Origin of the sequence: Burkholderia sp. BCC1977, assembly GCF_905339595.1 — a bacterium.
GTDB lineage: Bacteria > Pseudomonadota > Gammaproteobacteria > Burkholderiales > Burkholderiaceae > Burkholderia.
The window spans coordinates 1-26,984 of record NZ_CAJPGQ010000059.1 but is presented as its reverse complement, the minus strand read 5'-3'; the positions used below and the strand labels follow the sequence as shown (position 1 = coordinate 26,984).

The 26,984-nt window shown below is 68.7% G+C and carries 23 protein-coding genes and 2 pseudogenes; 11 read left to right on the top strand and 14 right to left on the bottom strand.

The genetic code is table 11. From position 1 onward, the window contains the following. The first annotated feature begins 49 nt into the window (after nucleotides 1-49). The 3 genes from U5771_RS31835 (at nucleotide 50) to U5771_RS31825 (ending at nucleotide 3,018) form a co-directional block, all read left to right on the top strand. Nucleotides 50-1,114, top strand: a complete 1,065-nt coding sequence (locus tag U5771_RS31835; RefSeq protein WP_322027606.1) for a 2,3-butanediol dehydrogenase — start codon at nucleotides 50-52, stop codon at nucleotides 1,112-1,114. Nucleotides 1,115-1,364: 250 nt separating this feature from the next. After that, complete coding sequence (locus tag U5771_RS31830) at nucleotides 1,365-2,021, top strand: VC0807 family protein (RefSeq protein WP_322027605.1); 657 nt, start codon at nucleotides 1,365-1,367, stop codon at nucleotides 2,019-2,021. 130 nt (nucleotides 2,022-2,151) lie between these two features. Then, complete coding sequence (locus U5771_RS31825; protein WP_322027604.1) at nucleotides 2,152-3,018, top strand: CPBP family intramembrane glutamic endopeptidase; 867 nt, start codon at nucleotides 2,152-2,154, stop codon at nucleotides 3,016-3,018. A gap of 46 nt (nucleotides 3,019-3,064) precedes the next feature. On the opposite strand, the gene U5771_RS31820 is transcribed toward U5771_RS31825, so the two are convergent. The 5 genes from U5771_RS31820 to U5771_RS31800 form a co-directional block, all read right to left on the bottom strand. Further along, entirely contained in the window at nucleotides 3,065-4,045 is a 981-nt protein-coding gene (locus U5771_RS31820) for an aldo/keto reductase (protein WP_322027603.1), read from the bottom strand. 351 nt (nucleotides 4,046-4,396) lie between these two features. Next, a complete protein-coding gene (locus tag U5771_RS31815) occupies nucleotides 4,397-5,071 on the bottom strand; it encodes a MarC family protein (RefSeq protein ID WP_322027602.1) in 675 nt (224 codons plus the stop codon). A 128-nt stretch (nucleotides 5,072-5,199) separates the two neighbouring features. After that, nucleotides 5,200-6,000, bottom strand: a complete 801-nt coding sequence (locus U5771_RS31810; RefSeq protein ID WP_322027601.1) for an enoyl-CoA hydratase-related protein — start codon at nucleotides 5,998-6,000, stop codon at nucleotides 5,200-5,202. Nucleotides 6,001-6,040: 40 nt separating this feature from the next. After that, nucleotides 6,041-7,363 (bottom strand): phenylacetate--CoA ligase PaaK, encoded by a 1,323-nt coding sequence (paaK, locus tag U5771_RS31805; protein ID WP_322027600.1) that lies wholly within the window; start codon nucleotides 7,361-7,363, stop codon nucleotides 6,041-6,043. Between the two features lie 68 nt (nucleotides 7,364-7,431). Beyond that, nucleotides 7,432-8,985, bottom strand: coding sequence for a 3-hydroxyacyl-CoA dehydrogenase (locus U5771_RS31800; RefSeq protein WP_322027599.1), 1,554 nt, complete (start codon nucleotides 8,983-8,985; stop codon nucleotides 7,432-7,434). Nucleotides 8,986-9,531: 546 nt separating this feature from the next. Here U5771_RS31800 and U5771_RS31795 point away from each other — a divergent pair. Continuing rightward, nucleotides 9,532-10,620: an ionic transporter y4hA gene (locus U5771_RS31795; protein WP_322027598.1), complete on the top strand. Its 1,089-nt coding sequence runs from the start codon at nucleotides 9,532-9,534 to the stop codon at nucleotides 10,618-10,620. A gap of 193 nt (nucleotides 10,621-10,813) precedes the next feature. On the opposite strand, the gene U5771_RS31790 is transcribed toward U5771_RS31795, so the two are convergent. Both U5771_RS31790 and U5771_RS31785 read right to left on the bottom strand, forming a co-directional pair. Further along, a complete protein-coding gene (locus U5771_RS31790) occupies nucleotides 10,814-11,947 on the bottom strand; it encodes a LysM peptidoglycan-binding domain-containing protein (protein WP_322027597.1) in 1,134 nt (377 codons plus the stop codon). Nucleotides 11,948-11,967: 20 nt separating this feature from the next. Continuing rightward, on the bottom strand, nucleotides 11,968-12,738 hold the full coding sequence (locus tag U5771_RS31785; protein ID WP_322027596.1) for a hypothetical protein: 771 nt from the start codon (nucleotides 12,736-12,738) through the stop codon (nucleotides 11,968-11,970). Between the two features lie 12 nt (nucleotides 12,739-12,750). On the opposite strand from U5771_RS31785, the gene U5771_RS31780 reads away from it, so the two are divergent. Beyond that, nucleotides 12,751-12,981 carry a hypothetical protein gene (locus U5771_RS31780; RefSeq protein WP_322027595.1) on the top strand — a complete coding sequence of 77 codons (231 nt, stop codon included), beginning with the start codon at nucleotides 12,751-12,753 and terminating at the stop codon, nucleotides 12,979-12,981. 334 nt (nucleotides 12,982-13,315) lie between these two features. On the opposite strand, the gene U5771_RS31775 is transcribed toward U5771_RS31780, so the two are convergent. The 6 genes from U5771_RS31775 to U5771_RS31750 form a co-directional block, all read right to left on the bottom strand. Further along, nucleotides 13,316-14,170: an amidohydrolase family protein gene (locus tag U5771_RS31775; RefSeq protein ID WP_322027594.1), complete on the bottom strand. Its 855-nt coding sequence runs from the start codon at nucleotides 14,168-14,170 to the stop codon at nucleotides 13,316-13,318. Continuing rightward, nucleotides 14,167-15,189, bottom strand: coding sequence for an NAD(P)-dependent oxidoreductase (locus U5771_RS31770; RefSeq protein WP_322027593.1), 1,023 nt, complete (start codon nucleotides 15,187-15,189; stop codon nucleotides 14,167-14,169). Before U5771_RS31770 ends, U5771_RS31775 begins: the two co-directional genes overlap by 4 nt. Next, nucleotides 15,186-16,262, bottom strand: a complete 1,077-nt coding sequence (locus U5771_RS31765) for a LacI family DNA-binding transcriptional regulator (protein WP_322027592.1) — start codon at nucleotides 16,260-16,262, stop codon at nucleotides 15,186-15,188. Before U5771_RS31765 ends, U5771_RS31770 begins: the two co-directional genes overlap by 4 nt. A gap of 8 nt (nucleotides 16,263-16,270) precedes the next feature. After that, the gene (locus U5771_RS31760) at nucleotides 16,271-18,157 is read right to left on the bottom strand and encodes a TRAP transporter large permease subunit (RefSeq protein ID WP_322027591.1); all 1,887 of its coding nucleotides are present in this window, start codon (nucleotides 18,155-18,157) and stop codon (nucleotides 16,271-16,273) included. 3 nt (nucleotides 18,158-18,160) lie between these two features. Next, entirely contained in the window at nucleotides 18,161-19,189 is a 1,029-nt protein-coding gene (locus tag U5771_RS31755) for a TRAP transporter substrate-binding protein (RefSeq protein ID WP_322027590.1), read from the bottom strand. Between the two features lie 255 nt (nucleotides 19,190-19,444). After that, entirely contained in the window at nucleotides 19,445-20,356 is a 912-nt protein-coding gene (locus U5771_RS31750; protein WP_322027589.1) for a LysR substrate-binding domain-containing protein, read from the bottom strand. Nucleotides 20,357-20,469: 113 nt separating this feature from the next. Here U5771_RS31750 and U5771_RS31745 point away from each other — a divergent pair. After that, nucleotides 20,470-20,604 (top strand): annotated as a pseudogene (locus U5771_RS31745) (2-hydroxyacid dehydrogenase); the annotation flags it as partial. Next, nucleotides 20,593-21,179 (top strand): annotated as a pseudogene (locus tag U5771_RS31740) (MFS transporter); the annotation flags it as partial. The pseudogenes U5771_RS31745 and U5771_RS31740, both read left to right, overlap by 12 nt. A 36-nt stretch (nucleotides 21,180-21,215) precedes the next feature. Here U5771_RS31740 and U5771_RS31735 read toward each other — a convergent pair. Further along, nucleotides 21,216-22,184 (bottom strand): LysR family transcriptional regulator, encoded by a 969-nt coding sequence (locus U5771_RS31735; RefSeq protein WP_322027588.1) that lies wholly within the window; start codon nucleotides 22,182-22,184, stop codon nucleotides 21,216-21,218. Nucleotides 22,185-22,548: 364 nt separating this feature from the next. On the opposite strand from U5771_RS31735, the gene U5771_RS31730 reads away from it, so the two are divergent. The 4 genes from U5771_RS31730 to U5771_RS31715 all read left to right on the top strand — a co-directional run bounded on the left by U5771_RS31730 (nucleotide 22,549) and on the right by U5771_RS31715 (nucleotide 26,928). Further along, nucleotides 22,549-23,724, top strand: a complete 1,176-nt coding sequence (locus U5771_RS31730) for an HPP family protein (RefSeq protein ID WP_322027587.1) — start codon at nucleotides 22,549-22,551, stop codon at nucleotides 23,722-23,724. A 103-nt stretch (nucleotides 23,725-23,827) separates the two neighbouring features. Then, complete coding sequence (locus tag U5771_RS31725; protein ID WP_322027586.1) at nucleotides 23,828-24,241, top strand: helix-turn-helix domain-containing protein; 414 nt, start codon at nucleotides 23,828-23,830, stop codon at nucleotides 24,239-24,241. 30 nt (nucleotides 24,242-24,271) lie between these two features. After that, on the top strand, nucleotides 24,272-26,059 hold the full coding sequence (locus U5771_RS31720; RefSeq protein ID WP_322027585.1) for a chloride channel protein: 1,788 nt from the start codon (nucleotides 24,272-24,274) through the stop codon (nucleotides 26,057-26,059). Between the two features lie 572 nt (nucleotides 26,060-26,631). Then, entirely contained in the window at nucleotides 26,632-26,928 is a 297-nt protein-coding gene (locus U5771_RS31715; protein ID WP_322027584.1) for a hypothetical protein, read from the top strand. Nucleotides 26,929-26,984: the final 56 nt, after the last annotated feature.

Sequence of the window (26,984 nt, the reverse complement as noted above, 5' to 3'; positions counted from 1 at the left end):
TGACGGAGACAGCAACGTGAGTACACCGGCACCGAACCCCGCTCCCAGCATGAAAGCCGCCGTCTGGCACGGCCGCAACGACATCCGCGTCGAAGCGGTCCCCGTTCCGGCGCATCCGCCGGCCGGCTGGGCCCAGATCCGCGTGCACTGGTGCGGGATCTGCGGCTCCGACCTGCACGAGTACGTCGCCGGGCCCGTGTTCATCCCGGTCGACGCGCCGCACCCGCTGACGGGCCTGAAGGGCCAGTGCATCCTCGGCCACGAGTTCAGCGGCGAAATCGCGGCGCTCGGCGCCGGCGTGACGGGCTTCGCGGTCGGCGACCGCGTGACGGCCGACGCGTGCCAGCATTGCGGCACCTGCTGGTATTGCCGGCACGGGCTGTACAACATCTGCGAGAACCTCGCGTTCACCGGGCTGATGAACAACGGCGCGTTCGCCGAATTCGTGAACGTGCCGGCCGAACTGCTGTACAAGCTGCCCGACAACTTCCCGACCGAGGCCGGCGCGCTGATCGAGCCGCTCGCGGTCGGGCTGCATGCGGTGAAGAAGGCCGGCAACATCGTCGGCCAGACCGTCGTGGTGGTCGGCGCCGGCACGATCGGCCTGTGCACGATCATGTGCGCGAAGGCCGCGGGCGCCGGACGCGTGATCGCGCTGGAAATGTCGGCCGCGCGCAAGCAGAAGGCGCTCGAAGTCGGCGCGACGGTCGTGATCGACCCGAAGGCGTCCGACGCGATCGCGGAAGTCAAGGCGCTGACGGGCGGCTACGGTGCCGACGTGTCGTTCGAGTGCATCGGGCACACGGCCACCGCACAGCTCGCGATCGACGTGATCCGCAAGGCCGGCAAGTCGGTGATGGTCGGGATCTTCGAGGCGCCGACGTCGTTCAACTTCTTCGACATCGTGTCGACCGAGAAGGAAGTGATCGGCTCGCTCGCGTACAACGGCGAATTCGCGGACGTGATCCGCTTCATCGCGGACGGCCGCATCGACGTGCAACCGCTGATCACCGGGCGGATCACGCTCGGCGACATCGTCACGCACGGCTTCGAGGAGCTGGTCAACCACAAGGACCGGAACGTGAAGATCATCGTCCAGCCCGCGACGGTCTGACGAGCCGATGACCGGGCGATGACGGCCGTCTGGTGGCCGTCTGGTGGCCGTCCGGCAGCCGTCTGGTGGCCGTCTGGCGGCCGGTCGCGGCGCCGAGCGGTCCCGCGGCAACCCTGGCGCGGCCCCGCCGCCCGGCCGGTGCGTGTTCCCGCCCGCTTTCGGTGCGCGTACAACGGCGCCGCGCGGGGTCGGACTTCGATATACTCGAAGCGACATCACCGCCCCGCGCGCCACCCGCGCGCCCGCTTCCGTGAAACCACGAGCCGGCCTGATCCTCGAACTCGTCGTCAACCTGCTGCTGCCCTGGGTCGCGTACCGGGTCGCGCACCCGTATTTCGGCGAAACCGGCGCGCTGTACGCGTCGGCGATTCCGCCCATCGTCTGGTCGGTCGTCGAATTCATCCGCTCGCGCCGCATCGATGCGGTGGCCGCCGTCGTGCTGCTGGGCATCGCGCTGTCGATCGCCGGCATGGCGCTCGGCGGCAGCGCGCGCACGCTGCTGATGCGCGAATCGCTCGCGTCCGGCACGATCGGCGTCGTGTTCCTGCTGTCGTTGTTCCGCGATCGTCCGCTGATCTTCTATCTGGCACGCGCGACGGTGGCGCGCGAGATGGCCGGCGGCGCCGCGCGTTTCGAGACGGTCTGGGCCGAGCAGCCGGGGCTGCGCCAGATGCTGCGGCTGATGACCTTCGTGTGGGGCGCGTGCATGACGCTGGAGATGCTGCTGCGTCTGTGGATGGTCATGACCTGGCCCGTCGAGCGCGTGCTCGTCGTGTCGCCGATCATGGGCTACACGGTGTTCGGCACGCTGCTGCTGTGGACCTTCTGGTACCGGCGGCGAATGCGCGAACGCAACAGCGTCGATATCCCGACCCGCGACGGCGTCACCGAGATCGCCGGCCGCTGAGCGCCGCCTTCGCTCGTCTCGCCCGCCTCACCCGTTTAGCCCGCCTCGCCCCTCTCGCGGCCGGCCCGGCGGCCTGTCACGGTCGCTGGGGTATGATGCGCGGCGTCTCGTTCGCCCCCTGCATCGCCCCATGTCTCTCTCGCTTCTCCCGTGTGCCACGATCTGGCTCGCGCTGTTCACTGCCGCCGCGTTCGCGTGGCAGCGCCCGCTGCACGGCCTGAGCATCGCCCTGGCCGCGCTCGGCTATGCCGGTGCGCTGGCGTTCGGCAAGCTCGAGCCGATCGTGCTCGCCCCGCTCGCACTGCTCGTGGCCGCCGCCTGGGGCGTCGCGCCCGGCCGCCCGCTCGCGGTGCGGATCGTCGCGCACGTCGTGTTTGCCACGCTCGCGATCGCGCTGAGCCTGCACCTGATTCCCGGCTTCCACAATCCGCGCGTGATCGAGCCGACGCGTTTCACGCCGGATGCCGTGCCGTTCACGATGTACCTGAATTTCGACAAGCCGCTCGTCGGCCTGTGGCTGCTGTGGGCGCTGCCGTGGATCGCGCCTGACGTCCCGCCGGCGCGCGCGCTGCGCACGGGCGCCGCGGCGGCCGTCGCGACGGCGGCGGCCTGCCTGGCCGGCGCGCTGGCCTTCGGCATGGTCGGCTGGGCGCCCAAATGGCCGGCGTCGGGCTGGATGTGGCTCGTCAACAACGTGCTGCTCGTCACGCTCGCCGAGGAAGCCCTGTTCCGCGGCTACGTGCAAGGCGGGCTCACGCGCATGCTCGGCCGGTTCGGCTGGGGGCCGTGGGCCGCGCTCGCGATCGGCGCGGTGCTGTTCGGCGCCGCGCATGCGGCCGGCGGTTGGCCGTGGATCGTGCTCGGCACGGTGGCCGGCATCGGCTACGGCCTGGCATGGCGGCGCTGCGGGCTGCTCGCGTCCGCGCTCGCGCATGCGGGGCTGAACGCGATCCACTTCGGGCTGTTCACCTACCCGATGCTCGCCGCCGCGCGCTGAACGCCGTGCACGGTGGCGGCATCGCGCCGGTTTCGGTCGGTCGAACTCAGTTGAAGCCGGCCACCGCGTGCGGCACGTACGGGCCTTCGAGCGCCGCGATTTCGTCGTCCGTCAGCTTCAGTTGCAGTGCGCCGAGCGCATCGTCCAGATGATGCGGCTTCGAGATGCCGACGATCGGCGCGGTGATCCCGCGCTTGTGCGCGACCCACGCGAGCGCGACCTGCGCACGCGGCACGTTGCGCGCGGCGGCGATCGCCGCGACGGCCTCCACGACCGCGCGATCGGCATCGGCTGTCGCGTCGTACATCCGCTGACCGACCTCGTCGCTTTGCTGCCGGCCGGACGACTCGTCCCAGTTGCGCGTCAACCGGCCGCGCGCGAGCGGGCTCCACGGAATCACCGCGATGCCCTCGGCCTCGCACAGCGGCAGCATTTCCCGTTCTTCCTCGCGATACAGCAGGTTCAGGTGGTTCTGCATGCTGACGAAGCGGGTCCAGCCGTTCTGCTTCGACGTGTACAGCGCCTTCGCGAACTGCCACGCGAACATCGACGACGCGCCGATGTAGCGCGCCTTGCCGGCCTTCACGACGTCGTGCAGCGCCTCGAGCGTCTCCTCGATCGGCGTGTCGTAATCCCAGCGGTGGATCTGGTACAGGTCGACGTAGTCGGTGCCGAGCCGCTTCAGGCTCTGGTCGATGTCGGTCATGATCGCCTTGCGCGACAACCCGGCGCCGTTCGGCCCCGGCCGCATCCGGTAGAACACCTTGGTCGCGATCACGACGTCGTCGCGCTTCGCGAAGTCGCGCAGCGCGCGGCCGACGATCTCCTCCGACGTGCCGTCCGAATACATGTTCGCGGTATCGAAGAAATTGATGCCGGCCTCGATCGCGCGCTGGATGATCGGGCGGCTTTCGGCTTCCGGCAGCGTCCACGGATGCGTGCCGCGCGACGGCTCGCCGAACGTCATGCAGCCCAGCACCAGCTTCGACACGTCCATCCCGGTCGACCCGAATTTCACGTATTCCATCGCTCGCCTCGTCCTTGAAGTGGGGTTGGCGGCCGCAGGCGCGCCGCGGTTCGGTGCACCGGGCACGAACGCCGCGCCGAGCAGCGGCCGGACGTCGCATGGTATCCCGCGGCGCGCAAACGCGTATTCGGCGCTGTGCGTGCTGTGCGTGCTGTGCGTGCTGGGCGTGCTGGGCGTGCTGGGCGTACTGGGCGTACTGGGCGTACTGGGCGGCAAGATCGTGCCGACGCACGCGCACCGCAAGCTCGACGCGCCGAAGCACGACGCCGACGGCCGGGCCGACGTGCCGCGCGACGCCGCTTCCCCGGACGCGTCGCGCCGGGCCGGGTCACGCGTCGAACGGAGAACGGCTTACTTGATCTGGTCGGCGAGCGGCTGCAGGAATTCGGAGAAGCCGGTCAGCATGATCTGCACGCCGATGCACAGCAGCAGGAACGCCGACACGCGCTTCGCGACCTTGGTGCCTTCGGTGCCGAGATAGCGCGACAGCAGCGCGGCACGGCTGTAGGTCAGCCAGATCACGACCGCGACGAGCGCGGACACCGAAATCGACACGATGCTCGACAGCATGAATTCCGACAGCTTGTGCGTGCGGTTCGCGTTCAGCGCGATCGCGGTGGCGATCGACCCGGGGCCGACCGTCAGCGGCACGGTCAGCGGAAAGAACGCGCGGGTCATGATCGCGTTCGCATTGATCGGCTTGATCGGCGTATCGCCGCCGCCTGCGGGCCCGTCAGGCTCGTTCAGCATCTGCCAGCCCGCGACGGCGACCGCGAAGCCGCCGCCGATCCGCAGCGCTTCCATCGAGATGCCGAAGAAATGCAGCACCGGCGTACCGGCGAAGAACGCGACCAGCAACACGATGAACGCGTTGAACGCCACCTTCTTCGCGAGCAGGTTCCGCTCGTGCTCGGTCAGCGCCTCGGTGCGTTCGAGAAACAGGAACGCGATGCCGATCGGATTGATGATGCCGATCAGGCCGGTGAAGCCGAACAGGATCTCGGAGATAAGGCGGTTGACGATCATCGGGGCGAGGAAGCGGTCAGGGCTGGGCCGGCAACGGTCAAGGCCGGGCCGGGGGTCACGCATTGTAGAGCAAGCGCCCGCGCCCGAGACGCAAATCGCGGCCCGGGCCGGCGGGCCGCGTCGCAGCCTCAATTCGCGCCCGGCTCCCACGCCGGCGGCCGCTTCGCGAAGAACGCGGCGAAGCCCTCCTTCGCTTCCGGCGTCGCCCGCACCCGGGAGATCGTCCGCGCGGTGAACGCCGCGCGCTCGTCCGACGGCGGATACTCGCCGATCGCGTCGAACAAGCGCTTGATCTCCATCAGCGCGTTCGGGCCGTTGCGGCTCAGCTCGGCGAGCGTCTTGTCGAGCGCTTCGTCGAGCGCATCGAGCGGCACGGCCTGGTGGATCAACCCGATCGCGACGGCTTCGCCGGCCGCGAGCTGCGTCGCGGTCAGCGCGAGCCGGCGCGCCTGGCGCTGGCCGACCGCCTCGACCAGATACGGGCCGATCACCGACGGCAGGATCCCGAAGCGGGCCTCGCTGACCGAAAAGCGCGCGTGCTCGCTCGCGATCACGATGTCGCAGGCCGCACACAGGCCGACGCCGCCGCCGAACGCGTGGCCCTGCACGCGCGCGACCGTCGGCTTCGGGCACTGCCGGATCGCGCGCATCATCGCGGCGAACCGCTCGGCGTCGCGCAGATTCGCGGCCGCGTCGTTCGCGCTCGCGCGCTGCATCCACTGCAGGTCGGCGCCCGCGCAGAACGCGCGGCCGTCCGAGCGCAGCACGATCGCGCGCACGTCGTCGCGCCCGCCGAGCGTCGTGAACGCGTCGGTCAGCTCGGCGATCATCGTCTCGTCGAACGCGTTGAGCACGTCGCCGCGTTGCAGCGCGACGGTCGCGATGCCGCGCGCATCGACGGCGACGGCCAGGGTCTTCAATTCATCCATCGAACAGGTTTCCTCGGGGTAGAACAGGGAACGGCGAAACTCAGGCGGCCTGCCGGCGATCGATCACGCGCCGGGCCTTGCCGGTCGCGCTCGCGGGAATGCCGCCCGCGGCGAGCACCGTCACGCCGGCCGACACGCCGATCATCGTCTTGATCCGGTGCTGCAGCTCGCGCGCGATCGCCGCGCGCTCGCCGTCGGTCACGCACGCGGCGGCCTCGGAGCGCAGCTCGACCGCGAGATCGAGCCGGTCCATGTGGCCGTCGCGCGACAGCGTGATCTGGAACTGCCCCGACAGCTTCGTCTGCGCGACGACGATCTCCTCGATCTGGCTCGGGAACACGTTCACGCCGCGCACGATCAGCATGTCGTCGGAGCGGCCCGTGATCTTCGCGAGCCGGCGCATCGCGCGCGCGGTCGGCGGCAGCAGCGCGGTGAGGTCGCGCGTGCGGTAGCGGATCACCGGCATCGCTTCCTTCGTCAGCGACGTGAACACGAGCTCGCCCTCGCTGCCGTCCGGCAGCACTTCGCCGGTCACGGGATCGATGATCTCCGGATAGAAATGGTCTTCCCAGATCACCGGGCCGTCCTTCGTCTCGACGCATTCGCACGCGACACCCGGGCCCATCACTTCCGACAGCCCGTAGATGTCGAGCGCATCGATGCCCACGCGCGTCTCCACTTCCTCGCGCAGCGCCTGCGTCCACGGCTCCGCGCCGAAGATGCCGATCTTCAGCGACGACTCGGCCGGGTCCATCCCCTGCCGCACCATCTCGTCGATCAGGTTCAGCATGTACGACGGCGTGACGAGGATGATCTTCGGCTCGAAATCGCGGATCAGCTGAACCTGCTTCTCGGTCTGCCCGCCCGACATCGGCACGACCATGCAGCCGAGCCGCTCGGCGCCGTAGTGAATCCCGAGTCCGCCCGTGAAGAGCCCGTAGCCGAACGCGTTGTGCAGCGTGTCGCCCGGGCGGCCGCCGGCCGCGCGAATCGAACGCGCGGTCACGTTCGCCCACGTGTCGATGTCGCGCGCGGTGTAGCCGACCACCGTCGGCTTGCCGGTCGTGCCGCTCGACGCGTGCACGCGCACGACCTGCTCGCGCGGCACCGCGAACAGCCCGAACGGATAGTTGTCGCGCAGGTCGGTCTTGGTCGAGAACGGGAATTTCGCGAGATCGGCGAGCGTCTTCAGGTCGTCCGGATGCACGCCCGCCGCGTCGAACGTGCGGCGATAGTGCGGGACGTTGTCGTACGCGTGGCGCAGCGACCACTTGAGGCGCTCGAGCTGCAGCGCCTGCAGTTCGTCGCGGCTGGCGGTCTCGATCGGATCGAGGGCGGCGGCGGGATGCGTCGGGTGAGTCATCGGGGTGCTCCTCCAATGGAGTGATGTCGTTATCGTGATCCGGGTGATCCGGGTGATGCGGCCGGCGGCTAGCGGAACGTGCGGCCGGCGGCGTGCAGCGCGGCGATGCGCGGCGACACGCGATAGCGGTCCTCGCCGTAGCTCGCCGCCAGGTTCGACAGCACGCGATGCACGCGGCTGACGCCGATCGCATCGGCCCACGCGAGCGGGCCGCACGGGTAGTTCACGCCCTTCTCCATCGCGAGATCGAGATCGGCGGGCGAGCACACGCCCTGGTTGACCGTGTCGGCCGCCTCGTTCGCGAGCATTGCGACGGTGCGCATCGCGACCATGCCCGGCACGTCGGCGACGCCGACGACGCGGAAACCGGCTTGCTGGAACAGCCCGACCGCATCCGCATAGGCCGCGTCGCTGCACTGGAGCGCGCGCGTCAGCGCGACGAGCCCGGCCTGCGCGTAATCGCGCGCGAGATCGACGAGCACGAGGTCGGCCACGCCGGCTTGCGCGGCGCGCACCGTCGCGGTACGGCCGTCGGTCAGCGCGATCGACGCGCGGCCGGCCACGGCGAGCAGTTCGTCGGCATGCGCGCCGTTCTGCCGTGCGCCCGCGATGCGTTCGACGAAGCGTGCATGCAGCGCGGCGGCCGGGCCGTCCTGCGCGAACAGCGCGACGTCGGCCGGCGCGTCGCGCGGCGGTTCGAACTCGGGTGCCGGCGGCGGCGCGCCGTCCGCATACGAATAGAAGCCGCGCCCCGACTTGCGCCCGAGGAAGCCCGCGTTCACGAGTTCCTGCTGGATCAGCGACGGCGTAAAGCGCGGATCGTTGAAGTACGCACGAAACACCGACTCGGTCACCGCGAAGTTCACGTCGTGGCCGATCAGGTCCATCAGCTCGAACGGCCCCATCCGGAAGCCGCCGGCGTCGCGCATCACCGCGTCGATCGAGGCCGGCGTGCCGCCCTGCTCGTTCAGCACGCGCAGCGCCTCCGCGTAATACGGCCGCGCGACGCGGTTCACGATGAAACCCGGCGTCGACTTCGCCAGCACCGGCCGCTTGCCCCACGCGGCGGCCGTGTCGTAGAGCGCCTGCGCGACGTCCGGCGCGGTCGCGAGCCCGCTGACCACCTCGACGAGCGCCATCAGCGGCGCCGGATTGAAGAAATGCAGGCCGGCCACCCGCTGCGGCGCGCGCAGCCCGGCCGCGATCGACGTGATCGAGATCGACGACGTGTTGGTCGCCAGCACGCAGCTGTCGTCGACATGGCGCTCGAGCGTCGCGAAGATCTCGCGCTTCACGTCGAGCCGCTCGGCCGCCGCCTCGACGATCAGCGCGGCGCCCGTGAAGTAGGCCAGCGCGCGCACCGCGCGAATCCGGCTGCCGGCCGCGTCGGCCTGGGCCGGCGCCATCCGGCCCTTCTCCGCCAGCCGTGCGAACTGCGCGCGGATGCCGGCCAGCGCCTTGTCGCACGCGGCTTCGTTCAGGTCGTACAGCAGCACCGCGTGGCCGGCCGCCGCGGCAACCTGCGCGATGCCCGCGCCCATCGCGCCCGCGCCGATCACGCCGACGACCGCCGACGGCGCCAGCGCGCCCGAATTCACCGAATGTGCAGAAGAAACAGCCATCGCTTGCGATCCGTCATGAAGTGGAAGTGCGAGCGATTATAAACCGACCGGTCGGTAGATTTATGTCAGGGCGAGCCCGAATGTGTCGTGCAAGAGACCGTTACGAAAACCGTAAAAACAAAAAATTCGCACGATCCGGGCACTTTTTGTAAACCGAAAGGTCAATGAAAGCGTTCGAATATGAGATAGTACCCCCCGAACGCCTGATAAAATTCGACAAACCGCCGGATTTCAGGGGGAAACCGCGTGTCACGCCGCTGCCGTCCATCGTCCGTGCCCTTTCGGGGTCGGTTCAGAACCGCCGGCCCGCCTGTCGTCACGTGCAAGCGCCCCGCCATCGGCACCCGGTCGCATCGAACCGTTTCATCCAGCGACGGGCTTCGGCCCGCCCGCGCCCCTCGCCGCCTCACGGCGGCGAACCCGAGGCAGCACATCGCCGTGCTGCCGCCCATCAGTTTCACCATCCTCGTTCGGCGGATTATCCGGCCGGGCTTCGTCAACCCGTGACGGCGCGTCGCGCGCCGCCACTCGCATAGGAAACCGTCCATGCCGATCTCGTCCAACCAGCTCCCGCGCTGGACCCTCTGGGCCCCGCTTGCCGCGTGGCTGGTACTCGCGCTGTCGCGCGTCGTACCGGCCGAAGGCCTCGTCATCGCGGTGTTCGCCGCCGCCCTCGCCGGCGCCGTGTTCGCCGCCGTCCACCATGCCGAAGTCGTCGCGCACCGCGTCGGCGAGCCGTTCGGCACGCTCGTGCTCGCGGTCGCCGTGACCGTCATCGAAGTGGCGCTGATCGTGTCGGTGATGCTCGGCGCCGGTCCCGAGAAATCGGGCCTCGCGCGCGACACCGTGTTCGCCGCCGTGATGATCATCTGCAACGGTATCGTCGGCCTCTGCCTGCTGGTCGGTGCGTGGAAGCACGGCGAGCAGGATTTCCAGGGGCGCGGCGCGAGCAAGGCGCTCGCGGTGCTCGCGTCGCTGTCGGTGCTGTCGCTCGTGATGCCGAACTACCTGAGCGCGGCACCCGGCCCGCAGTTCTCGAATTCTCAGCTTGCGTTCGCGGGCGTGTCGTCGCTCGTGCTGTACGGCGTGTTCGTGTTCGTGCAGACCGTGCGCCATCGCGACTACTTCCTCGCCGCGCATGACAGCGCGAACGAATCCGTCCACGCCGCGCCGCCCACCACGCGCACCGCGATTATCAGCCTGGTGCTGCTGTTCGCGAGCCTCGTCGCGGTTGTGCTGCTCGCGAAGCTGCTGTCGCCGGCCGTCGAGCACGCGGTGCTGAAGCTCGGCGCGCCGGAAGCGGCGGTCGGCATCGTGATCGCCGCGCTCGTGCTGCTGCCCGAAGGGCTCGCGGCCGTCACCGCCGCGCGCGCGAATCGTCTGCAGACCAGCATGAACCTCGCGCTCGGTTCGGCGCTCGCTAGCATCGGGCTCACGATCCCGACCGTCGCGGCCGTGTTCATCTGGGTCGGCCAGCCGCTCACGCTCGGCATCGGCGCGATGGAAACCGTGCTGCTGTCGCTGACGCTGCTGGTCAGCACGCTGACGCTCAGCCAGGGACGCACGACGGTGCTGCACGGCGTCGTGCACCTGTCGCTGTTCGCGGCCTACCTGTTCCTGTCGGTCACGCACTGACGCGGAACGGCGCGGGGCCCGGCGGATGCTCTCCGCCGGGCCCCGCGCGTCGCTTCACCTTCCTCTGCTTCACCTTCCTCTGCTTCACCTTCCTCGCTTCACCTTCCTCGCTTCACCTTCCTCGCTTCACCTTCCTCGCTTCACCTTCCTCGCTTCACCTTCTCCGCTTCCCCTTCTCCGCTTCACACCGCGCCTACCGGACCGGAATCACCAGATGCTGGCCGGCCAGGATCAGGTTCGGGTTCGCGAGGTTGTTGCGGCGCTGGATCTCGCGATAGCGCTGACCACTGCCCAGCTTGCTCGCCGCGATCATGTTCAGCGTGTCGCCCGCCTTCACCACGTACGTATGCTCGCCGGATGCGGCCGCGGTCGTCATCGTCTGGTCGCTGACGAAGTACTTGCGCAGCAGGTCGAGATACTGCGGCGACTGCTTGAGCTTCGCGATCGCCGCATTCAGGTAGATCAGCAGATCCTGGTCGTCCGCGCGCACGCCGATCTTGTACGCGATGTTCGAGCCGTCGAGCTTGGTCACCGCGAACTTCAGGTCGGTGCCCTTGATCGAGCTGACCGCGAACGGATAGTCGTAGATGAACGCGTCGACCGCATGGCCGTCGAGGCTCTTCGCGATGAATGCCGGATCGGAATCGTCGACCTCGACGAAGTGGACGTTCGGATACTGGCGCGTGACGAACCCGCGCACGTCCGGGTCGCCCTTCAGGATGCCGACCGTCTTGCCGACCAGATCGTCGGCCGAGCGAATCGCAGAGCCTTGCCGCACGATCAGCGAATAGCCGAAATCGTCGACGTACGGCACCGAGTAGACGACGCCGGCCGGCGTGTTGTCCGGGAACGTCAGCCCGTCCATCGCGACATCGACGACATGGTTGCCCTTCGCATCGGTGTCGAGCAGTTGTTTCGGCACGCCCGGGTACGTATCGACTTCGTGACGCGTATCGACGGCCACCGGCTTGCCGCCGTGCGAGAACGACGGATCCGCGAACAGCAGCCGCGCGAATTCGACGTTGAAGCCGTGCGGCGCGCCCTTGTCCTCGCCGAAGAACGGCTCGCTCGGGTTCTGCACCGAGATCCGCACGATGCCGTTCTCGGCGATCGATTTAAGCGTGCTCGCCTGCGGCGTGAAGCCCGCCGGCAACACGTTGCCCGATGCCGACGGCTGCGCGGGCTGGCCCGCGTCGCCTGACTGCGCGGACGTCGCGCCCGGAGCCGCGTCGTGCGCGGGAATCAGTGTCGACAGGCCGCCCTGGTGGACGATCCATACGCCGACGAGCACCACCAGAAACACGACTGCGCCGAGAAGTTTTTTCATGGTTGCGTGCCTGCAGGAAGTTATCGTTGTTTCGACGGCAATGCGGCGGCCTGCGCCGCATCGGAGCCGGGCACGGGCGTGCCGTTCATCACCGCCTGCTGTTGCGCCTGCTTGACCTCGGGGTTGTCCAGCAGCGACGTCTCCATTTCGGAGAACGCCTTGTTCACCGAACGCATCACCGAATCGACGGCCGCGTCGGTCTTGATCTGCTCGAACGTATCGGCCGTCTGCCGCCCTGCGAGCTTGTTCATGTGCTGCGCCGCCTGCGACATGTCCCACATCGCCTTCGCGCGGTCGATCGCCAACGCGAAATTCTTCAGTTCGGCCTGCACCTGCTTGTAGCGGCCTTCGCGAAACGCGAGCAGCTGCTTCATCGTGTCGAGCTGCGCGCGAAAGCGTGGCGCGTCGTCCGGATACTGCTTCTCGAACAGCTCGGTCTTGTTCTCGAAGTTCTTCACTTCGGTGCGGAACGCGGTGATGCTGTCCGCGAATTTCTGCGCCGCCTGGCGCTTTTCCGCGAGCTGGTTGATCAGCGTCTCGATCGGATTCGACTGGGCTTCCTCGACGATCAGCTTCACCTTCTGGTTCGCGAACTTCATCGCGACGACCGGCGCGAAATAGATCGCCCCGAGGCCGATCACGGCGGCCGTGATCAGCGCGATCATCCCCTTCAGGATGAACAGCGCGGCCGGCGCCGCGATCGCGATGCCGGCGATGATGATCGCCCACTTGATCAGCCTGGCCTTGCCACTCCCCGAACTGCCGTTTGCTTCATTCGAAAGCTGCGACATGAGTTTTTCTCCTTGAACCTCGAACTGAACTGCGTGCGTGTGCTGCATCATGCTCAATCGAAATGCTTCGGATTCCAGTGCCGCCGCGCGTGCGGGACGGTCCGCGGCACGCTGCGCGGGCGCGTGGCGGCGTCACGAGACGCCGGTGTAGGCGTCATGCGCGATACGGTATTCGGGCGCGGCCGGCGCGCCGATCGGAAAGTGTACCGATGCACGGTACGAAACGGGATGACGGATACGTGACGCGACGGGCGTCGGGAGGATCGTGATGCCGGCGGGCCGGTGGCTGCGGCGCCTGGATTCCGGTACGAGTGCGTGAAGGCTCATCGTTGTTCTGTTGCGCGTCGCGGATGCGGGAACGCGCGGCCAGCGCGCCCCGCTCCAAATGCACGCACGTATCCTGCGCCGACCGGCATGCAGCGTCAAGCGGTCGGCGCGGTGCCGTGCTGTCCCGATCGAAAGCGTGCGCGGCGCGTCAACTTTCAGAACAGTAAGGATGTTGCCGATGCCGCGCTTCGCCGCGCGCGGTCAGGATTGCTTGCCATCGCGGCACGGCTGACTGCCGGCCGACAGAACGTTACGTCGCGACGCCGATCGGGGCGTCCGCATCGAACCCGTACAGCGCGGCCGGGTTGTCGACGAGAATCGCGCGGCCGACCGCCTCGTCCGCCGCGCAGGCGTGCAACCAGCCGAGCAGCCGCGCATCGTCGGGCACCGGCGACGCGTTCGGGTGCGGCCAGTTGCTGCCCCACACGCAGCGCGCCGCATGCTCGCGTGCGAGCACGGCGGCAAGGCGTGCGACGTCGTCGTAACCGGGCGCACCGGATTGCGAAGTCTCGTAAGGCGCGGACAGCTTCACCCACACGTGGCCGCGATCCAGCAGGCGCCGCAACGCGACGAACGGCGGCGCATCCGGTGCAACCGGCGTCAGGAACTTGCCCGTGTGATCGATGACGACACGCGCCGGCAACGAGGTCAGCATCGGCTCGACGTCGGGCAGCGTCCGGCCGTCGAGCTGCAGGTCGATGTGCCAGCCGAGCGGCGCGATCCGCGCGGCCATCCGTTCCAGTTCGTCCCAGCGAGCGACGCCGCCCGACAGCGTCATGAACCGCACGCCGCGGATGCCTGCCGCGTGCAGCCGCTCGAGTTCGGCCTCCGGCACGTCGACCGGCACCGTCGCGACGCCGCGCGCCTGCGGGCCGAGTGCCGCCAGCGCAGCGAGCGTGCAGCGGTTGTCGAAGCCATAACCGGTCGGCTGCACGACGACCACGCGCGCGAGGCCGAGCGCCTGTTGCACGCGCCGATATGCGTCCACCGGTGCATGCGGCGGGCGGAACGTCGCCGTCGGCGCGAGCGGATACGCATCGTCGTAGATGTGGATATGGCAATCGCACGCGGGCGCCTGCCGCGTGCCGCGCTCGTCGCGCGTCATCGTGCGCCCGGCACGGCGGACGCGTCGGCCGACCGCCAGCGTTCGAGCCGTGTCGCATGCGCGGCGTTGACCGCGCCGTTCGGCACGCGTGCGTCGAGCAGCGCGGCAAGCTGGTCGACCGTCTCCAGCGCCTGATGCTCGACCGCCGGCCGCGTCAGCCCGCCGATATGCGGCGTGGCGATCACGCACGGATGCGCGGCCAGTTCGGGGGTCGGCATCTGGTCCGCCGCGCGGCCGACATCGAGCGCGCAACCGGCCAGCCGGCCGCCGTCGAGCGCGTCGGCCAGCGCCTGCTCGTCGACGAGCTCGCCGCGCGACGCGTTGATGAAGCACGCACCCGGCTTCATCGCGGCGAACGCGCGCGCATCGAACAGGTTCGCGGTGGCCGGCGTCGCCGGCGCGAGGCACACGACGTAATCCGCGTCGCGCAGCAAGGTCGCGCGGTCGACCTGCTCGAGCGGCGGTGTGTCGACCCGCACGTAGGGATCGCATATCAACACGCGCATCCCGAACGCCGTCGCGATCGGCGCGAGATGGCGCGCGATCTGTCCATAGCCGACCACGCCCAGCGTGCTGCCGCGCAACTCGCGGCCCATCCGCGGCAGCGGCGGCATGCCACGGTGGTATGCATCCGCGTAGCCGCCGATACCGCGCGCGAGGTCGATCATCGCGCCGATCACCCATTCCGCGACGGCCGGCGCGAACCCGGGGCTCGCCTGCGTGACCAGCACGCCGAACTCGCTCGCCGCGTCGACGTCGACGGTGCGGATGTCGACCGCGCAGCGCAGGAATGCGGCGAGCGCGGGCAATCCCGCGAACAGCGCGCGCGGCGCCGGCGTCTGCCGGTACGCGATGATCGCGTCGCACCCCTGCGCGGCGGCGATCAGCTCGTCGGTGCCGAGCTCGCGGTCGTACGGATTGCACGCGACGTCCGCGATCGCCTGCAACGCGCGCAGCGCCTTCGCGCCGAAGTAGTAATCGAGCATCCCGGACGGATGGGTCACGTAGACGCGCGTCATGCGTTGTCTCCGTTCGATTCGACCGCATGCGGCGGCGGCGCGACCGACGCGCGCTCGACGAGCGTGACGCCCGGGAACACGCACTGCCCAGGCTCCGACGACGTGTCGCCGTCGTGCCGCATCACGCGCCGCACCATCTCCGCGGCCATGTCGGTGACGGGCAGCTGCACGGTGGTCAGCGCCGGCCAGGAAATCGCCGACAGGAAATGACCGTCCATCCCGACGACCGACACATCGTCCGGCACGCGCAAGCCGCCGTCGCGCAGCCCGGCCATCAGGCCGAGCGCGAACAGGTCGTTGACCGCGACGATGCCGGTCGGCCGCGCCGGATCGGCCGCGAGCGCGGCGCCGAGCGCGCGCCCGACCTCGACGATCACCGCGTCGCCGTATTCGTTCGCCGGACCGCCATCGAGCACTTGCCCGTCGGCGCCCGCGTCGCGCGCCACCGCGAGAAAGCCGCGAATCTTGTCGCTGCGGCTCACGGTGATGCCGGCCACCGTCGCGAACGCGAGCCGCGTATGGCCCGCGGCGACGAGGCAGCCGGTCGCGAGCCGCGCGGCCGCCTCGTTGTCGGCCGTCACGTGATCGACCTTCGATTGCTCGCCGGGCGTCGCGCGGCGGTCGTAGCTGACGACTGTCATCCCGCGTTCGGCCGCGCGTTCGAGGTGGCTTTCGTCGGCGAGCGACGAGATCACGATCACGCGCCGCACGCCGTGCGCGAACAGGTCGTCGAAGAACGCCGCCTCCTTGCCCGCATCGCGATACGTGTTGCCGATCAGCACGCGATGACCGTACTGCTCCTGCGCGCAGGCCTCGATCTCGCGCGCGATGTAGCCGTACATCGGATTCGCCATCGACGGCACCAGCAACCCGACGAGCGGCGTCTGCCCCGTCTTGAGCTGGCGCGCGAGCGTGCTCGGCCGGTACTGCAGCGCATCCATCGACGCCTTCACGCGCTCGAGCGTCTCCGGCTTCATCTGATCGGTGCGGCCGTTGAGCACGTTCGAAACCGTGCTGACCGAAACGGCCGCATGACGGGCCACGTCCTGAATCGTACTCATGTCGTCTTGCATTGAACGGGCTACAGGCCGAAATGGGCCGGCAGCCACAACGAAAACGCCGGTGCGAAGATCAGCGCCACGAGGGCGACGAACAGCACCAGCAGGTATTTCACCATCGGCCGGGCGACGCGCGCGACCTCGGTCCCCGTGATCGCGCAGGTCGTGAACAGCCCGAGCCCGACGGGCGGCGCGAACAACCCGAGCCCCATCGCGACCACCACGACCGTGCCGAAATGCAGCGGGTTGATGCCGAGCTGCAGCGCGATCGGCGCGAGCAGCGGCCCGAAGATGATCAGCGCGGGCGCGCCTTCGAGCACGGCGCCGAACACGATCATCAGGAGCGCCGCCAGCAACAGGAATGCGGTCGAGCCGTACTGATGGGCAAACGCGGTCATTGTGCCCGAGACGAGTGCCGGAATCTGCTCGATCGACAGCGCGAACGACACGCTCGACGCCGCCGCGACGATGAACAGGATGCCGCTCGCCATCGACGCCGCACGCACGAACACGCGGCCGACCGAGCGCCAGGTCAGTTCGCGGAACGCCGCCCAGCCGACCGCGAGCGCATAGACCACCGCGAAGGCCGACACTTCCGTCGACGTCGCGATGCCCGACGTCACGCCCTTGCCGATCATCGCGACCATGATCAGCGCGACCAGCGCGCCGCCCGCGAGCGGCAGCCACGCGCGGCGCTCGACGAACACCGCGTCGATGTCGATCCGGCGTCCGCAGATCACGGTCACGACCGCCAGCGACGCGGCGAGCACGGCCGCCGGCACGATCCCCGCGAGAAACAGCCCCGCGATCGAGATGTTCGCGACGAAGCCCATGATGATCATGTTCACGCACGGCGGGATCGTCTCGGCCATCACCGCGCTGCACGCGAGCAGCGCCGCGGTTTCGTCGGGGTCCTGGCGCGCGCGGCGCACGGCCGGCATCACGACCCCGCCCACCGCCGCGATGTCGGCCAGCTTCGAACCCGATACGCCGGAAAAGCACGCCGTCGCGAAGATCACGATCAGCCCGAGCCCGCCGCGCACGCGCCCGAAGATCCGCAGCAGCAATTCGACGAGCCGCGCGGACATCCCGTTCGACTCCATCAGCAAGCCGGCCAGCACGAAGAACGGCACCGCGAGCAGCACGAAGTGATCCGCGCCGGCCATCACCTGCTGCGAGTAGACGAGCAACGGCAGCGTCGGGTCGGCGAGGAAGTACAGCAGCGCCGAGAACGCGAGCACGAAGCCGATCGGCAGGCCCAGCACGAGCCCGCCGACGAAGCCGGCGATCAGCAGCGTCCCCGGTGCGATCGCGTGCTCGGGCCGCAGCACGTTCCAGCCGTACACGGCGCCCGCGAGCACCGCGCAGCATGCGAGCGTGCCGAGCACGCGGCGGCGCGGCGCGTTCAGTGCGTTCGCGAGCGCGAACACGCTCATGAACAGCGCGCCGAACATCATCGGATATACGTTGATCCAGCCCGGCAGGCCGCCGGTCGTCAACTGGTCGTACGAATCGCCGAGCAACTGCCACGACGACAGCAGCAGGTTCAGCGACACCGCCGCGACGATCCAGTGCCCGATCTGCACGAGCGCGCCCTGCCAGCGCGCCGGCAGCCAGCCACGGAACAGGTCGATGCCGACGTGCTGGCTGCGCCCGAGCACCGTCGCCGCGCCGAAGAACACCAGCACGATCATCAGCGCGCTCGCGACCTCCTCGGCCCAGTCGACCGGATCGTGCAGGAAATAACGGAAGACGACCGACACGAACACGACGAGCACGTCGACGGCCAGCACCGCGGCCGACACGTATTCGATCCAGCGCATCGCCGCCTCCAGCGCGCGGGCGGCGGCGCGCACGGGGCGGCCGGCGCCGGCTGCCGGCATGGTGCTCGAAACGGAACCGGTATCCATCGCTCAACCCCGCGCGGCGGCGATCGCCGGAAACAGCGGCGCGGTGGCCGGATACTGCTTCGCGAATTCGACGTAGAGGCGGTCGTGCATCGTCTGGCGCAGCGCCGTGCGCTCGGCCTCCGCCATCGGATGGAACGTCATCCCGTGCTGCTTCAGCGTCGCCTCCGCCTGCGCGGCCTTCTGCGTCGCGATCGCGCGCTGCTGCGCGGTCGCATCGGCCACCGCGCGGTCGAACGCCGGGCGCAGGTTCGCCGGAATCCGCTCGAGCGCACGCCGCCCCATCACGACGGTCATCGCCGCGAACACGTGGTGCGATTGCCAGCACGACTTCACGATCTCGTCGAAGCGACTCGCGAGCACGGTGGCCGGATCGTGCTCGAGCCCGTCGACGACGCCCGTCTGCACGGCCATGTACAGCTCGCCGAACGGAATCGGCGTCGGCACCGCGCCCATCACCTTGAAGGTGTCCATGAACGCCGGCGTCGGCAGCACGCGCAGCTTCGTGCCCTTCACCCCCTGCAGCGCCGTCACCGGCTGCTTCGTGAACACGCAGCGTCCGCCGAAGTGCGAGCCCCACGTCAGCACCGAGCAGCCCGCGCGCTTTTGCAGCAGCGCGTTCAGGCTGGTGCCGACCTGACCGTCGAGCACCTTCGCGACGTGCGCATAGCTGTCGAACAGGTAGCCGAGATCGAGCATGCCTAGCTCCGGCGCGACCGTGGCCCAGATCGACGACCCCGCGATCATCATGTCGATCGCGCCGATCTTCACCTGCTGCGCGACGTCGCTCTCCTTGCCGAGTTGGCTGTTCGGAAAGTAGTCGACCCGGATCGCGTCGCCGACGCTCGCCTTCAGGTTCGCCGCGAGGCGCTCGTACCACACGTAGTGCGCGGCGTTCTGGTCGGCCGGCATCGACGACGAGCAGCGCAGCGTCACGGTCTGCGCTGCGCGGCCGAGCTCCGGCAAACCGCCCGCGACCGCGAGCGTGGCGGCGGACGCCGTTTGCAGAAAGCGCCGCCGGGTGAAGGTAGTCATGGCCGTCTCCTTTGCGATTGCACCTTCCGGCGCAACTGTATCGATTTAGTGTATCGATACAGTAATACGACGACCGACGAGAGAAAAATGAGGGTTTTCCCGTGATGCGAATGAAAAGCGGGGAATCCGGGCGGTGATTTCGGGCCGGAATGGGGTGTCGAGCCGGCCTGTTTTGGCCTGTTTTGGCCTGTTCTGGCCTTTCGGGCCAGCGGTGCGCGTCGAACGCGGTTGCCGATATCGTCAGACAACTGACTTTCACTGAGCGACGCTGCCGTCCGCCCCTTCCGTCAGAAACCGCTCGACCATCGCGTTGAACACCGGCAGCGCCGGGTTGTCGTTGTCCGCGCGCCACGCGAGATACAGCTCGGCCGCCACGTCGACGCCCGCGAGCGGCCGGAACACCACGCCGTCGACGTGCAGTTCGCGCGCCGACGCCGGCACGAGCGCGGCACCCAGCCCGGCGCGCACCAGGCCGAGGATCGTGTGCGTCTGCCCGACGTAATGCAGGTAGTTCGGCAAGCGTCCCGCACCGGCGAACATCCCCGAGATCATGTCGTGGAAGTACTTCCCCTCGTTCGGCGAATACGCGATGAACGGCTGCCGGTCGAGTTCGTCCGGGCCGATCCGTTCGTACGAGGCCAGCGGCGCACCTTGCGCGACCGCGACGAGCATCGGCTCGCGTTGCACGAGCCGGTATTCGAGCGGGTGGCGCGCGGCGCGCTGACGCACGAAGCCCGCATCGAGCATGCGCGACGCCAGCGCGTCGATCTGCACGGTCGACACCATTTCACGCAATTCGACATCGACGTCCGGCAGCGCGTGCGCCGCATGCGCGAGCAGCACCGGAATCATCCGGTACGCGCTGACGGCCGTGAAGCCGAGCGTGATGCGCCCGGCCCCGCCGTGCGCGACGCGCTGCGCGGCCTGTTCGGCACGCGCGGAAAACTCGAGGATGTGCCGCGCATCGCGCAAGAAGCGCTCGCCGGCGGCGGTCAGCCTGACCTGCCGGCTGCTGCGCTCGAGCAACGCGATGCCGAGCGCGTGCTCGAGCAACTGGATCTGCCGGCTGAGCGGCGGCTGCGTCATGAAGAGCCGCTTGGCCGCACGCCCGAAATGCAGCTCCTCGGCCACGGCGACGAAGCAGCGAAGCTGGTTCAGTTCAATCATTCAAATCTTGCATCAATCGATCGACTCTTGATGTTAGACGGATATCGATCCGATTCCTATACGCGGTTGCACCCGATGCGCGGCCCGCGCCGCGCGAGACGACCGAGACCTTCATGACCATCGACATCCTGCTCACCCGGCCGCTTCCCGACGCCATCGACGCCGAACTGTCCGCCCGCTATGCGGTGCATCGGCTGTATGCGGCCGACCCGCCCGACGCGCTGCCCGATCGCGTCGCATCGCAGCTGTTCCGCCACCGGAACCTGTGGGCGATCTACCTCGGCCAGTTCTGCATCACGGCGCTCACCGACTGCTTCATCACGTGAGTCCCGATCTACCTGATCAAGGGGCGCGGGATAACGATCATGGAAGCCGGCTGGGTCGCCGCGCTGCCGGCGCTCTGCGGCTTCACGGGCGGCGTGCTGTCGGACTGGCTGATCCGTCGCGCGCCCGCAAGACGTCGTTCATCGTGGGGATGGCGATCGCGACGCTGCTCGTGCTCGCGAACGGCGCGTTGTCCAACGCGGTCGTGATCGTGCTGATGACGATCGCGTTCTTCGGCAAGGGGCTCGCGGCGGTCGGTCGGGCCGTGCTCGCCGATACCGCGCCGGCAGGGATGCTCGGCCTGAGCGGCGGCGTGTTCAACGGCCCCGGCAACCTCGCGGGGATCGTCACGCCGCTCGTGATCGGCTACTTCGTCGCGCACACGGGCTCGTTCGCGGGCGCACCGTGGTTCGTCGCCGCGCACGGGCTGATCGGCATCGCCGCCTACGCGTGGCTCGCCGGCCGCTTCGACCGGATTCGCGTCACGCCAGACGCATGACGCCCGGCGCTGCCGGGCGAGCGAACGGCGTCGGCGTCACGCGCGCTGGCGGCTGCCCGGCGTCGGTTCGACCGCGAGCCGGTCGAGTTCGCGCAGGTCGTTCTCCAGCGCGGGGGTGAGCGTCGTGCGCAGATGATCGAGGAAAGTGCGGATCTTCGCGTCGAGATAGCGGCGCGTCGCATAGACGGCATACACGCTCACCGTCTGCAGCCGGTAGTCGGGCAGCACGCGGATCAGCCGCCCTGCGCGGATATCGTCGAGCACCGTGTACAGCGCGATGCACGCGATGCCGCGCCCCGCCCGCACCGCGACGCACAGCGCATCCGGCACGTTGACCTGGAACGGCGCCGGCTGCAGTTCGTAGACCGTCTCCTCGTCGTCGCCGCGCTCGAGCCGCCACTCGCTGGCCGGCGAGGCGGGCGTATCGAGGCGCAGGCACACGTGGTTCGGCAGGTCGTCCGGCGTCGTCGGCGTGCCGTGCCGCGCGAGGTATTCGCGCGAGGCGACCAGCACGCTGCAACTCGTGCCGCAGGTCTGCGCAACATAGCCGGAATCGGGCAACTGCGACGCGGTCACGATCGACACGTCGTAGCCTTCCTCGACGAGGTTCGGCATCCGCTGCGCGAGCGTCAGCTCGACCGACACGTCCGGGTTGTCCTCTTGATAGCGCACGATCGACGACACGACATGACTCTGCCCGAGCCCCGTCATCGCATGGATGCGCATCTTGCCGCTCGGCCGCAGCAGCGCGTTGCGCGCCTCGGCGTTCGCGTAGTCGAATTCGGCCAGGATCGATTTCGCACGCTCGAAGTAGCGCTCGCCGCTTTCGGTAAGGCCGAGATGGCGCGTCGTGCGATGCAGCAGGCGCGTCTGTACGTGGGCTTCGAGATTCGACACCGCGCGCGACACCTGCGCGGTGGTCGCATCGATTTCTTTGGCGACCGCGGTGAAACTGCCGGCTTCGACAACGCGCACGAACAGGCGCATGTTTTCGAGCATGTCCATTGAATTGGCTTGGGGAGTGTCGGTGGGGAAACGTCGGCGGCGCTCGCGTCAGACGGGAATCGGGGCGTGCGCGCGAACCATGCGCAAGCGATCGCCATGCCGGGGAACGGGCGTGAGAGCGGGCATCGCGTGCGTGGTTGTGGCATATCGGGGAATTCGGTGGCCCGAATTGTACGCCGCTGCAGACAAATTTGCGCGATCGCATGGCCGCCAGGCTTTCATCCGATGAAAGGTTGTTGCAAGACAGACGCGTCGCGCGCATGCAACGCGGTGATGCGATGCGGCAATTTGTATCACAACACGATATAATTGCCGCCTTCTTGCGCTGCGTCATGCGCGCCGGCCTTTTTACCGCTTACCGTCCATGTCGTCAGGCTCCTCCCCGTCGCGCCGCACGTTCCGCCAATGGCTGCACAGCTTCATTCCCCATCCGATGACGCTCGGCTGGCGCGAGCGCATGCGCTCGTGCACCGGCGCGCTGGTCGGTATCGCGACGGTCGGCGTCACGATGCGGCTGCTGCCCGGCGTGCCGGGCCTCGTGCCGCTGCTCGTCGCGCCGATGGGCGCGTCGGCCGTGCTGCTGTTCGCGGTGCCCGCGAGTCCGCTCGCGCAGCCCTGGTCGATCATCGGCGGCAATCTGGTGGCGGCGACCGTCGGCGTCGCCTGCGCGCAGTGGATCGCCGATCCGATCACGGCCGCCGCGGTCGCGGTCGCCCTCGCGATCGGCGGCATGTTCGTCCTGCGCTGCGTGCACCCGCCGTCGGGCGCGGTCGCGCTGACGGCCGTGCTCGGCGGTCCGGCGATCCACGCACTCGGCTTTGGCTTCGTGGTCGAGCCGATCGCGCTGCAATCGGCGATCCTGCTGTCGGCCGCGCTCGTGTACCACGCGCTGACGGGCCACCGCTATCCGCACGGCGGCGTGCGTCCCGACGCGAAGCCGCAAGGCGGCAACGCGGCGCCGGCACGCGGCGGCTTCACGCGCGCCGATCTCGACGCGGTGCTGAAACGCCGCGGCGAATGGCTCGACGTCGATCCGGACGACCTCGAAATGCTGCTGCGCGAAACCGAGATGCAGGCGTATGCGCGCACGTTCGGCCAGCTCACGTGCGCCGACCTGATGACGAAGAACGCGATCGAAGTCGCACCGTCGACGTCGGTGACGGCCGCGCTGACGCTGCTCGACCGCCATCGCGTGAAGGCGCTGCCCGTCGTGGACGGCGACGATCGCCTGATCGGCATCGTCACGCGCGCCGACCTCACGCGCCAGTTGCGCCGCCCGGCCCCGCTGTGGCAGCGGCTGGCCGCGCGCCTGCCGCAGTCGTTCGGCGGCCAGCCGCCGAGCGTCGCCACCGTGATGACCCGCGACGTCGCGTCCGTGCCGCAGAGCATGCCGATCACCGCGCTGGTGCCGCTGTTTACGCATTCGGGCCACCACCATATTCCGGTCGTCGACGCGTCGCGCCGGCTCGTCGGCATCATTACGCAGACGGACCTCGTCACGGGCCTGTACCAGCAGACGCGGATGCTCGAGGCCGCGTAACCCCGACGAACGGCGGAATGCTGGTCATTTCGCTGAAAATCGGTCATTTATATCATATTGTGATATATTCCACGTTACCGAAACTGCTGCCCGACCGACCGCAATGACCGATACCCGACGCGCGCTGACCAAAAGCGATTTTCAGCAACTGTCCGAGTTCCGCTACCAGATGCGCCGCTTCGAGCGCTTCTCCGAACGCGCCGCGCAAAGCGAAGGCGTGACGCCGCTGCAATACCTGCTGCTGCTGCACATCAAGGGCTACCCGCATCGCGAATGGGCCACCATCGGCGAACTCGCGGAACGCCTGCAGGCGCAGCATCACGGCGTCGTCGCGCTGGTGACGCGCTGCGAGGCGCTCGGGCTCGTGAAGCGCAAGACGAGCGAAGCGGACCGCCGGCAGGTCGAGGTGCACCTCGAGGCAGCCGGCGAAACGCTGCTCGCCCGCCTCGCGGCCATGCACCGCGCCGAGCTGAAATCGCTGAAGGACGCATTCCAGGTTCCGCAGATCGATTACTGACCCAGGCTTTACCGACCTCCCCTCACTCCGATGAACGCACCACACAAACGCGATTTCTCGACCAACGAACGCCTGCCCAGGATCGCGTTGCTCGCTGCCGGGATCGGCTTGCTCAGCACGCTGGCGGCGTTCGTGCTGTTGAGCCTGATCCGCCTGTTCACGAACCTGTTCTTCTTCCAGCAGTTTTCGTTCGCCGATCGTTCGCCCGCCCACAACACGCTCGGCGCATGGGTGATCGTCGTGCCGGTGATCGGCGGGCTGATCGTCGGGCTGATGGCGCGCTTCGGTTCGGAGAAGATCCGCGGCCACGGCATTCCGGAAGCGATCGAGGCGATCCTGTTCGGCAAGAGCCGCATGTCGCCGAAGGTCGCGATCCTCAAGCCGCTGTCGTCCGGCGTCGTGATCGGCAGCGGCGGCCCGTTCGGCGCCGAAGGCCCGATCATCATGACGGGCGGTGCGCTCGGCTCGCTGATCGCGCAATGCGTGCACGTGACGGCCGCCGAGCGCAAGACGCTGCTCGTCGCGGGCGCGGCCGCCGGCATGACCGCCGTGTTCGGCACGCCGGTCGCCGCCGTCCTGCTCGCGGTCGAACTGCTGCTGTTCGAATGGCGTCCGCGCAGTTTCCTGCCCGTCGCGCTCGCTTGCGCGGTGGCCGGTTTCGCCCGCGCCGTGTTCTTCGGTGTCGACCCGCTGTTTCCGCTGACCACGGCTTCGCCGACACCCGTCGCGCTGCTGTCGTGCATCGTCGCGGGCCTGCTGTCGGGCATGCTCGCATGCGGCCTGTCGGCCGCGCTGTACCGCGTCGAGGACACCTTCGCGAAGTTGCCGGTGCACTGGATGTGGTGGCCGGCGCTCGGCGCGATCGTGATCGGCATCGGCGGCTGGCTCGAACCGCGCGCGCTCGGCGTCGGCTACGACGTGATCGGCGACCTGCTGCACCAGCACATCGCGCTGAAGATCGCGCTTGCACTGCTGATCGTGAAGGCCGTGATGTGGGTGATCGCGCTCGGCTCCGGCACGTCCGGCGGTGTGCTCGCCCCGCTGCTGATGCTCGGCGCGGGCCTCGGCACCGTGCTGTCGCCGGTGCTGCCCGGCGGCGATCCGGCGCTGTGGCCGCTGGTCTGCATGGCCGCCACGCTCGGTGCCACGCTCGGCGCGCCGCTGACCGCGATCGTGTTCGCGTTCGGCCTCACGCATGACGCCAACGCGCTGCTGCCGCTGCTCGCGGCGACGCTCGTCGCGCACGGCTTCGCGACCGTCGCGATGAAGCGTTCGATCATGACGGAAAAGATCGCGCGCCGCGGTTATCACATCTACCGCGAATACGGCGTCGATCCGCTCGAACGCCATGACGTCGCCGAGGTGATGACGTCGGCCGACGCGCTCGTCGCGATCGACGGCGCCGCGACGCTCGACGCCGCCGAGTCGCAGTACTTCGGCGCGCAGCAGACGCACCGTGCCTACCCCGTCGTGCAGGACGGCCGCCTGCTCGGCCTCGTCGATCGCGCGACGCTCGACGCGCAGCGCGCGCAAGCCGGTCCCGGCGCGGTGCTCGCGAGCGCGTTCGCCGATCGTGCGCCGGCCGTGGCGCAGGCACACGAAACGTGCCGCGCGGTCGCGTCGCGGCTCGCGATGCTCGGCCTCGAACGCCTGCCGGTCGTCGACGATCCGCAATCGCTGCGCATCGTCGGCATCGTGTCGCGCAGCGACCTCATCAAGCCCGCGCTCCAGCACTTCGACGACGAACACAAGCGCGAACGCTTCCGTCCGGTCGTACCCGTCAACCTGCGCGGCGCCGGTGCGCGCAAGGCCGGCTGACACGTACCGCGCGCTTCACCTTCCCCCGCCTTTCCGAATCGGCGCGCACCCTGCGCGCCGGTTCGCATTCCGACAAGAGGCAGCGCAGACCCTCGCCCAGGCTCATGTTCCATTGGAAAGCGCTCGCGTCCGGCGCTTAAACTTCGTTGACAATTCGGCGAGCGAAAGTTTGTCATCATGGAACGCATGCGACGGGGCCACCATTCAGCCATTCCACTTCGTCATCCAATAAAGAAGCGTCGCGGCGCGACATGCAGACACATGCAGCACGCCGCGGCCGTCAATCCGCCACACCACCGGGCAGCGAGCCGACCTCACGACGCATGACGTCGTCGTCGCGTCCCCGTCTCCATACGGGCCGTGCGCGACCCATGCCACCGCGCGACAGAACGCACAGCATCCGGGTTGCCGTTTGGCAAGCGCGTTAACAACTTGTTTCGGAATCACCGGAACCGCACTTGCCCGATGCACTCTCACAGACACGCAGTTCTGCTGCGCATCCCACTCAATCAATCACGACTCGAGGGAGATAAAACGTGAACGTGAAATACTTACCGCTCATCGCATTGACCATGGCAATTTCTGCTCACGCAGCCGATCCGGCCGCGCAGAATGTGGGACAAAGCCAGAAGTCCGCCCAGGACGTCTCGGCGTGCATCGCCAAGACCTGGGCCGACAAGTCGCAGCAACAGGTGATCACGCAGAACGTGCTCGCCAACGGCCTCGCGAGCGACGTCTACGCACCGGGCCAGCAACCGCCGAACGGCGCGGCCGCGATGGTTCGTCCGTCGTGGCAGCCGGGCGCGAAGACGTGGGTCGGCGTGCGCGGCGACGCCGCTGCCGCCGGCGACATCAACGCCTGCCTGTAAGCACCGCTGCCGGACGGCATTGCGCCGTCCACATGCGACGAGCCCCGCTTCAGCGG